Here is an 8,695-nt window from a genome sequence, read left to right on the forward strand (position 1 = left end):
TTGGTGACATGACCGACGAGCACGATCGCCGCACCCGTGGATTTCGCATAGCGGATCATCGCCTGGGCGGCGGCGCGCACCTGGGTGACGGTGCCGGGCGCCGAATCGGCAAGGTCGGTCCACAGCGTCTGGATCGAATCGAGGATCACCAGGTCCGGCCGCTTGCCGTCGGCGATGGTTGCGAGGATGTCCTCGACATTGGTCTCGGCGGCGAGTTCGACCGGCGTCGAGGCGACACCGAGGCGCTGCGCGCGCAGCCTGATCTGCGCGACGGCTTCCTCGCCGGAGACATAGACGATGCGGTGGCCTCTTGAGGCGAGCGCGGCGGCCGCTTGCGTGAGCAGCGTCGACTTGCCGATGCCGGGATCGCCGCCGACCAGCAGCGCCGAGCCGCGCACGAAGCCGCCGCCGGTGGCGCGGTCGAGCTCGCCGATGCCCGAAACGATGCGCGGCGCGTCCTCGATGTCGCCGGACAGGCTGGTGAGCACGACGGCACGGCCCTTGCGGGCGTTGCGGGTGTTGGCCGGCCCGGAGCCGATGCCGCCGGCCGTGCCTTCCTCGACCAGCGTGTTCCACTCGCCGCAGGCGTCGCACTTGCCGGCCCAGCGCTGGTGCACCGATCCGCAATTCTGGCAGATGAACTGAACGCGCGATTTAGCCATTAGATGCGGCCCGATATTGGACAGGTCGGCGGGACAGCACCCCCCTCTGTCCTGCCGGACATCTCCCCCAGCAGCTTCGATCCCGGCGCCCATCTTGCAATCTCCGCGATTGGCGAAAGCCGACGCGACAGCTGATCTCCCCCCCTGAGGGGGAGATGGCCGGCAGGCCAGAGGGGGGGCGAAGGAATGAGGCCTTTCTCAAGAGCTCACTCAAACCGATCCGGCAGATGGTGCTCTTCCGCCAGGTCGGAGAAGCGGGTGAATTCGCCGTGGAAGGCGAGGCTGACCGAGCCGGTCGGGCCGTGGCGCTGCTTGGCCACGATCACCTCGGCCTTGCCGCGCATCTCGTTCATCTCGTTTTCCCACTTGACGTATTCCTCGGTGCCGAGTTTCGGCTCGCGGTTCTTGAGGTAGTATTCCTCGCGATAGACGAACAGCACCACGTCGGCGTCCTGCTCGATTGAGCCGGATTCACGCAGGTCCGAGAGTTGCGGGCGCTTGTCGTCGCGGCTTTCGACCTGACGCGAGAGCTGCGACAGCGCGATGATCGGCACGCCGAGCTCCTTGGCCAGCGCCTTCAGGCCGGTGGTGATCTCGGTGATTTCCTGCACACGGTTCTGCGAGGCGCGGGCGGAGGAGCCCTGCATCAGCTGGATATAGTCGATGACGATGAGGTCGAGGCCGCGCTGGCGCTTCAGGCGGCGTGCGCGGGCGGAAAGCTGGGCGATCGAGATGCCGCCGGTCTGGTCGATGAACAGCGGGATCTTCTGCATGGTCTGCGAGCAGGCGACCAGCTTTTCGAAGTCCATCTCGGAGATCTCGCCGCGACGGATCTTCGACGATGAGATCTCGGTCTGCTCGGAGATGATGCGGGTGGCGAGCTGCTCCGACGACATTTCCAGCGAGAAGAAGCCGACGACGCCGCCATTGGCGGCCTTGAACGAGCCGTCGGCCTGCTGGGCAGGCACATAGGCCTCGGCGATGTTGAAGGCGATGTTGGTGGCGAGCGACGTCTTGCCCATGCCTGGGCGGCCGGCAAGCACGATCAGGTCGGAAGGCTGCAGGCCGCCCATGCGGCGGTCGAGGTCGCGCAGGCCGGTGGCGATGCCGGACAGGCCGCCGTCGCGCATATAGGCGGCGTTGGCCATGTCGACGGCGGTCTTGACCGCGTCGGTGAAGCTCTCGAAGCCGCCGTCGTAGCGGCCGGTCTCGGCCAGCTCGAACAGCCGCCGCTCGGCATCCTCGATCTGGTCGGACGGCGACATGTCGACCGGGGCGTCATAGGCGATGTTGACCATGTCCTCGCCGACGGTGATCAGCGCGCGGCGCGTGGCGAGGTCGTAGATGGCGCGGCCATAGTCGGTGGCGTTGACGACGGTGACGGCCTCGACGGCGAGCCGCACGACATATTGCGCCACCGTCATGTCGCCGACCTTTTCGTCCGCCGGCAGGAAGGTCTTCAGCGTGATCGGGGTCGCGATCTTGCCCATGCGGATGAGCTCGGCCGCCACCTCGAATATCCGGCGGTGCAGCGGCTCGTGGAAATGCGCCGGCTTGAGGAAGTCGGAGACCCGGTAGAAGGCGTCGTTGTTGACGAGGATGGCGCCAAGCAGCGCCTGCTCGGCCTCGATGTTGTTCGGTGCCTCGCGATAGAGCGGTTGCTCCGCCACGCCGAATTTGCGTGCTGCCTCAGCCATGATATCCCCGATTTCGATCCCGACCTCTCGATAGCAAGAACGAGATGAGTCGGTGCTGACCTTTCTGCATCACCCGAAGGCCAATCAGCCTTGATGCCCGCTGTTCACAGGAACGGCAAACCGTCCACAGGACAGAATTCCCGTGCCCCGATTCCGGTTGACTCGGCAAGGTCGCGATTCTACGCGAAGCTGTGGAACAAATAAAGAACAAACTGTCATTCAAATATCCAGCGTGTCGCCCCAGTCCAGCCGTCGCGCGATCCTGAACGCGTCGCCGTCGCGCTTGCTGAACAGTGTCTCGCCGGCATTGCCGTCAGGCACGCAAAGCTTGAGCATCACCTTGCCGGAGCCGGCCTTCGGCGGCGCGATCACGCGCGCCAGGCGCGCTGGCGCCGGCCGCCGCGAGGCGGCGATGTAGATGAATATCTCGTCCTCCCACGGCACGTCGGCGTCCTTGGCGAGGCGATGCAGGCGCGAGCGCGCGACGCGGCGCGAGAAATGGCACCAGTCGGGCGGGACGAGCGGGCAGGGCGCCTCGTGCGGGCAGGGCGCCAGCACATGCGCGCCTGCCTCGATCAGTTGCTGGCGGACGGCAAGAATGCGCTGCCAACCGGCCGGCGTGCCCGGTTCGACGATCAGCAGCGTGCCGGTAGTCAACTGCCAGAGCCGGCCGACCAGCTTGGGCAGCGAGGCCGGCACGATCTCGTCCAGCACATAGGCGGCCGTGACCAGATCGGTGGGTTGGAGATCGGCGAGATCGATGGTGGCGTCACCCGCAAGCCATTCCGTCCTGGCGGCGATCGCCTCGGCTGCCAGCGATTGGCCGATCTTGCGCACCGCCGCACTTGCCTCGAGCATCACCGCCGCTGCGAGATCGGGCCACAGGTCGAGCGTGGCCCAAAGCATCGTGCCAGGCCCAGCGCCGATATCGAGCAAGGTCCTCGGCTGGAAGTCGGGCCTTGCCTCGGCCAGCGCATCGAGGCTGGCGCGAACGGCGGCATAGGTCGCCGGCAGCCGCGTCGCCAGATAGGCTTTGACCGCCATGTCCTCGGCCATGTGTAGGCGGCCGTCGCGCAGCTCCGCGCGGTAGCGGTCGGACAGCGTCCGCGCCGCCTGCTTGAGCACCGGCAGCGGCACATTTTCGAGCAGCCGCTCGACGCCTTGCCGGAGCGGTGCGGGGAGTTCCATGGCTCAGCCTCCGCGCGGTGCGAGCAGGATGACCGAAGCGCCGGCGATGCAGATCGCCGCACCGGCAAGGTCCCAGCGGTCGGGGCGCACTCCTTCCACCAGCCACAGCCAGCCGAGCGATGCCGCAATGTAGATGCCGCCATAGGCCGCATAGGCGCGGCCGGCGGCCGACGTGTCGACGAGCGCCAGCAGCAAGCCGAACAAAGCGAGCGAGACGAGGCCCGGCGCCAGCCATAGAGGCGACTTTCCCAGCCGCCACCAGACCCAGAACGAGAAGCAGCCGGCGATCTCGGCAAGGGCGGCGGCGATGTAGATGAGGTAGGTCATGAAAAAGGTCTCGCGATGACGAGACCTTTTTCATGCTTGGGGAGCCTATGGCAAGGACAATGGGCCAATTGAACGCGATGCCGCCGGCGCCCTATTCCCCGTCCGCCACCTTCCTGCGGCGGGCGGGTTTGGCGACCGCCGGTTCCTGCCGGTGGCCCATGTCGCGCATTTCCAGCGCCTTTTCGCATTTGGCCATGTAGTCGCGGGTGACCGGCAGCGTGTCGTTCTTCTTGGCGAGCTGGATCTGGAAGATCACCAGGTCCTGCCAGCGGAAGGCGGCCTCCGAGGCGGCGAGATAGAATTCCCACATGCGGCAGAAGCGTTCGTCATAGATCGCCTTGGCCTTGTCGCGGTTGGCGGCGAAGCGCAGGCCCCAATGCTTCAGCGTGTCGGCATAATGCAGCCTGAGCATCTCGATGTCGGTGACGACGAGGCCCGACTTTTCGATCGCCGGCATGACTTCGGAAAGCGCCGGTATGTAGCCGCCCGGGAAGATATATTTGCGGACGAAAGCGCTGGTCGCCCACGGCACGCCGGAACGGCCGATCGTGTGCAGCAGCATCACGCCATCGGGCTTGAGCAGCGTCGCAGACTTGTCGAAGAAGGTGCGGTAGTGGTTGACGCCGACATGTTCGAACATGCCGACCGAGACGATGCGATCGAAGCGCTCGTTGAGCGAGCGATAATCCTTGAGGTCGAAATGCACCCTGTCCTGCAGCCCTTGCACATGGGCTCGGTCGGTGGCGACGCCGTGCTGCTCGGTCGACAGCGTGACGCCTTGCACATCGACGTCGAAGGCCTTGGCGAGATAGAGGCCGAGCCCGCCCCAGCCGGAACCGATGTCGAGCACCGTCTGGCCGGCCTTCAGTCGGAGCTTGGCGGCGATGTGCCGCTTCTTGGCCGCCTGCGCCTCGTCCAGCGTCATGTCGGGCTGCTCGAAGTAGGCGCAGGAATACTGCATGTCGTCGTCGAGGAAGAGCCGGTAGAGATCGCCGGAGAGATCGTAGTGGCGCTGTACGTTGCGGCGTGAGCGCGACGCGGTGTTGATCTGCTGCAGCCGGCGGAAGGCGTGGCGCAGGCCTTCGATCGCCTTCGACCATGTCGCGTCGATGCCGCCGCTGCCCATGTTCTGGAAGGCGATGCGCATCACCCCAAGCACGCCGCCTTCGAGGATATCGAGTTCGCCGTCCATATAGGCTTCCGGTACCGCCAGCATCGGATCGAAGCTGATGGCGCGTTCGGCGTGCTTGGTCTTGATGTGCATGTGCACTGGCTCGCCGCTGCCGTCGCCGAAGACCACTGTCGAGCCCTTCGGCCCGGTCACCTTGAGATTGCCGGTGCGCACCAGGCGGTCGAGAAGGCGCTTCAACAGAATATTCATGACCAAATGTCCCCAACGTCAGACAGGATGGCCTGGCGCAGGGTCCCGAAATCGCAGTCGATTTCGCGCGGGGATCATGCGCCAAGTCAAAGGACTACGACGTCCTTTGTGCGTCCAAAGGACGCGCGACGCTGTAGTCTGCATCAAGATATAGGGGTTCGGAAAGTTCCATTTGGTATAAAAATGCCCGGGCGCGAGGCCCGGGCATTGGTCCAGTCGAAACCGGAGAGCGACAAGGCGTTTTCGAGCACCGCCGCGGCGCTCGATTGTGCCAGGTCAGGCGTTGTCTTCGCCGCCTTCGAACTCGGCGTTCGGGTCGAAGAAGTTTTCCGGCCGCGCATTGTCGTTGATGTCGTCGCCATAGATGGCTTCGGCCGTCGTCAGCGTCTCGCCCTTGGCCTGACGTTCGGCCTCGTCCGCGGTGCGGGCGATGTTGAGCGTGATCGTGACCTCGACTTCCGGATGCAGCGCGATCGCCACATTGGTGAGGCCGATGGTCTTGATCGGATGGTTGAGCTGAATCTGGTTGCGGTTGACCGAGAAGCCTTCCGCCGTCAGCAGGTCGGCGATGTCGCGGGTCGACACCGAGCCGTAGAGCTGGCCGGTCTCGCCGGCCGAACGCACGGCCACGAAGCTCTTGCCGTCCAGCTTTTCGGCAACCTGCGAGGCTTCCGACTTGCGCTCGAGGTTACGCGCTTCGAGCTGGGCCCGCTGGCCTTCGAACTTCTTCTTGTTGGCTTCGTTGGCGCGCAGCGCCTTGCCCTGCGGCAACAGGAAATTGCGGGCGAACCCGTCCCTGACCTTGACGGTGTCGCCCATCTGGCCGAGGCGGGAAACGCGCTCGAGAAGAATGACTTCCATGGTTTTGTTCCTTCGTCTGGAGCGTCGATCACGGGGATCGGCGCTGGATTTGTCTGGAACAGGTCAGGAAGCTCTGGCGCCTTGGCGCTTGTGTCGCTGTCCTGCCTGTCGCGGCAGTTAGAGGTTTCGCCCTCAACTCGGGATTTGATGTCCACCCAGTGGCGCCCGTCGCCGTGGGGGAAGAAGAGCGGGCGGCAAGCCGCCCGCTCAAGAGAAATCAGCGGACCACGTAGGGCAGCAGACCGAGGAAGCGGGCGCGCTTGATCGCCTTGGCGAGCTCGCGCTGCTTCTTCTGGCTGACGGCGGTGATGCGCGACGGCACGATCTTGCCGCGCTCGGAAATGTAGCGCTGCAGCAGACGCACGTCCTTGTAGTCGATCTTGGGCGCGTTGGCGCCGGAGAACGGGCAGGTCTTGCGGCGGCGATGGAACGGGCGCCGGGTCGGGATCTGGTTGATATCGACCATTATTCTGCACCCCCTTCAACACCTTCACGCGGGCGGCGCGGACCGCGCTCGCCATCGAAGCTGCGCGGCGGACGATCGCCACGGTCGCCGAACGAACGCGGGCCGCGGTCGCCACGGTCGCGGTCGCCGAAGCCGCCGCGCTCGGAGCGCTCTTCGCGCTTCTGCATCATCGCGGACGGGCCTTCCTCATGCGCCTCGACCTTGACGGTCAGGAAGCGCAGCACGTCCTCGGACAGGCCCATCTGGCGCTCCATCTCGTTGAGCGCGGCCGGCGGGCAGGTCAGGTCCATCAGCGTGTAGTAAGCCTTCCGGTTCTTGTTGACCCGGTAGGTGAGGGACTTCAATCCCCAGTTCTCGACCCGGCCGACGGACCCGCCATTCGCGGTGATGACGCCCTTGTACTGTTCGACAAGCGCATCGACCTGCTGCTGCGAGAGGTCCTGCCGGGCAAGGAACACATGTTCGTATAGAGCCATAGTGTATCGGTGCCTTTCTTCGTTTCTCTCCCGGTTCCTCGCGGCTAAAGCCTCTGCAACTTCTCTGACCCGCGAAGCGGGGAAGAAAGGAGCATGACGAGACGGTCGAGAGCGGAGACACGGGAGGCGGAAGCGCTTCTGGCTTCACACGCGGGTTTTCGAGAAAACCCTCGGCCCTCCGTTCAGCCCCCAGCAAGGACCGGCAGATTGCGGGCGTCTATACAGGAATTCCCCAGGAAGGCAAGGGAGAGTGCGTTTCAAGCAGGGGTCCTTGCTGTCGCAGTTCTGAAAAGCCGCAGCACTCAGCTCGTATGGGCAACGACCTTGTCGACCGTCTCGGGGAAGAAGTCGGGCGCGGCGTTTCGCTTGCCGAACATCATGTCGTATTGCAGCAGGCGGAAATCGTTGATCGCAGGGTCGATCTTCTTCTGCCGCGCCCAGTCGGGCGTCGCCGCGCCGGCCGGCGACAGCAGAAGGTTGCGGTCGACGACGCGGTAGCGCTCGCGCAGGGCGCCGAGGAAGCCGGTATAGTAGGGATGCGTGATCCCGGCGGTGGTCAGGATGTGGTAGGGCAGGAAGGCGGGGCTCACCGCGCCCACGTCCTCGGCCGGGCCGGTGCGGTTCGACCAGATGATCAGCGGCGTCTGGTGGTGCTCGAGCGCCGCCTCCGGCGCTTCCTTGCGCGGCGCGACATTGTCCTTGAGGAAGCCGGTCTCGACATAGACCGGCCCGAGCGGCGGCAGGTGGTCGCCGAAGAAGGCGATCACCGTCGGCCGCTCGCGCTTCTTTGCCCATTCGACCAGGCGCTGCAGGCCGCGGTCGGCGTCAGCGGAGCCTTCGGCATAGCTCAGCAGCGATTCCCGCGCCCAGGAACTGATCGGCGCGGCGACCTTGTGGGTCGGATTGTAATAGCGGTACGGCTCGTAGGGCCCGTGGTTCTGCAGGCTGACGGCAAACAGGAAGACCGGGTCTTCGCTGGCGTCCGCCTCGCGCATGATCTCATCGGTCATCGCCGCGTCCGAGGCAAGCGGTCCACGCTTCTGCATCGGCGGCAGCGTCTCCTCGGAACGGAAGTCGTTGAAGCCGAAATCGGCATAGACCGCGCCGCGGTTCCAGAACCAGTTGGTGCCCGGATGGATGGCGCGCGCCCGGTAGCCCTCGCTCTTCAGGAAGGTCGCCAGCGACGGCGTCGGCGTGCGCACATACTGCTGGTAGGGAATCGAGCCCGCCGGCAGGAAGGCGTTGGAAAAGCCGGTCAGCGCCTCGAACTCGATATTGGCGGTCATGCCGCCGAATTCCGGCGAGAACATGTAGCCGGAGCGCAGCGCCCGCACATTGGGGATCGGGTCCGGCGTGATGGTGACGCCCGGCAGCTTGGTCGGATCCCAGAAGGATTCGCTCATGACGACGATGATGTCGGGCTTCTCGTCGGGCACCGAGGCCGTCACCTGGGGCCGCTCGATCGCCGCGATCGCCTTGTCCGAATAGCCCGAAGGCGCCGAAACATGCGCCATCGGCACGTTGAGCGCGAAGGCCAGCGCAAAACCGTTGGAGGCGTAGTTTTCCTTCTGGTCCCACATGATCGGGATGATCTGCAGCCGGTCGCGGGTCCACGAGAAGGTGGCGTAATCCATGAT

General features: G+C 65.2%; 9 protein-coding genes. All 9 read right to left on the bottom strand.

Annotation, left to right across the window (positions count from 1 at the left end; genetic code table 11):
* Positions 1-662 (bottom strand): AAA family ATPase (locus tag EN745_RS23780; protein WP_127422403.1); only part of this gene is annotated, 662 nt, incomplete at its 3' end.
* Positions 663-868: 206 nt separating this feature from the next.
* Positions 869-2,359, bottom strand: coding sequence for a replicative DNA helicase (locus EN745_RS23785; RefSeq protein ID WP_126055660.1), 1,491 nt, complete (start codon positions 2,357-2,359; stop codon positions 869-871).
* Between the two features lie 219 nt (positions 2,360-2,578).
* Positions 2,579-3,547, bottom strand: coding sequence for a small ribosomal subunit Rsm22 family protein (locus tag EN745_RS23790; RefSeq protein WP_127422404.1), 969 nt, complete (start codon positions 3,545-3,547; stop codon positions 2,579-2,581).
* Between the two features lie 3 nt (positions 3,548-3,550).
* Positions 3,551-3,874, bottom strand: a complete 324-nt coding sequence (locus EN745_RS23795) for a YnfA family protein (protein ID WP_127422405.1) — start codon at positions 3,872-3,874, stop codon at positions 3,551-3,553.
* Positions 3,875-3,965: 91 nt separating this feature from the next.
* Positions 3,966-5,255 carry a cyclopropane-fatty-acyl-phospholipid synthase family protein gene (locus EN745_RS23800; protein ID WP_126055657.1) on the bottom strand — a complete coding sequence of 430 codons (1,290 nt, stop codon included), beginning with the start codon at positions 5,253-5,255 and terminating at the stop codon, positions 3,966-3,968.
* Positions 5,256-5,531: 276 nt separating this feature from the next.
* Positions 5,532-6,116, bottom strand: a complete 585-nt coding sequence (gene rplI, locus EN745_RS23805) for a 50S ribosomal protein L9 (protein ID WP_126055656.1) — start codon at positions 6,114-6,116, stop codon at positions 5,532-5,534.
* A gap of 217 nt (positions 6,117-6,333) precedes the next feature.
* The gene (rpsR, locus tag EN745_RS23810) at positions 6,334-6,582 is read right to left on the bottom strand and encodes a 30S ribosomal protein S18 (protein WP_006203718.1); all 249 of its coding nucleotides are present in this window, start codon (positions 6,580-6,582) and stop codon (positions 6,334-6,336) included.
* Positions 6,582-7,058, bottom strand: a complete 477-nt coding sequence (gene rpsF / locus EN745_RS23815) for a 30S ribosomal protein S6 (RefSeq protein ID WP_127422406.1) — start codon at positions 7,056-7,058, stop codon at positions 6,582-6,584. The genes rpsR and rpsF overlap by 1 nt, the downstream gene beginning before the upstream one ends.
* 302 nt (positions 7,059-7,360) lie before the next feature.
* Positions 7,361-8,695 (bottom strand): LTA synthase family protein (locus EN745_RS23820; protein ID WP_145992109.1); only part of this gene is annotated, 1,335 nt, incomplete at its 5' end.

The organism is Mesorhizobium sp. M4A.F.Ca.ET.022.05.2.1, from assembly GCF_003998845.1.
Classification (GTDB): Bacteria; Pseudomonadota; Alphaproteobacteria; order Rhizobiales; family Rhizobiaceae; genus Mesorhizobium.

Excerpts from the sequence above, each read along its gene's own strand:
- rpsR (WP_006203718.1), bottom strand. The coding sequence starts at position 6,582 with ATGGTCGATATCAACCAGATCCCGACCCGGCGCCCGTTCCATCGCCGC.
- EN745_RS23795 (WP_127422405.1), bottom strand. The coding sequence starts at position 3,874 with ATGACCTACCTCATCTACATCGCCGCCGCCCTTGCCGAGATCGCCGGC.
- rpsF (WP_127422406.1), bottom strand. The coding sequence starts at position 7,058 with ATGGCTCTATACGAACATGTGTTCCTTGCCCGGCAGGACCTCTCGCAG.
- EN745_RS23800 (WP_126055657.1), bottom strand. The coding sequence starts at position 5,255 with ATGAATATTCTGTTGAAGCGCCTTCTCGACCGCCTGGTGCGCACCGGC.
- EN745_RS23785 (WP_126055660.1), bottom strand. The coding sequence starts at position 2,359 with ATGGCTGAGGCAGCACGCAAATTCGGCGTGGCGGAGCAACCGCTCTAT.
- EN745_RS23790 (WP_127422404.1), bottom strand. The coding sequence starts at position 3,547 with ATGGAACTCCCCGCACCGCTCCGGCAAGGCGTCGAGCGGCTGCTCGAA.
- rplI (WP_126055656.1), bottom strand. The coding sequence starts at position 6,116 with ATGGAAGTCATTCTTCTCGAGCGCGTTTCCCGCCTCGGCCAGATGGGC.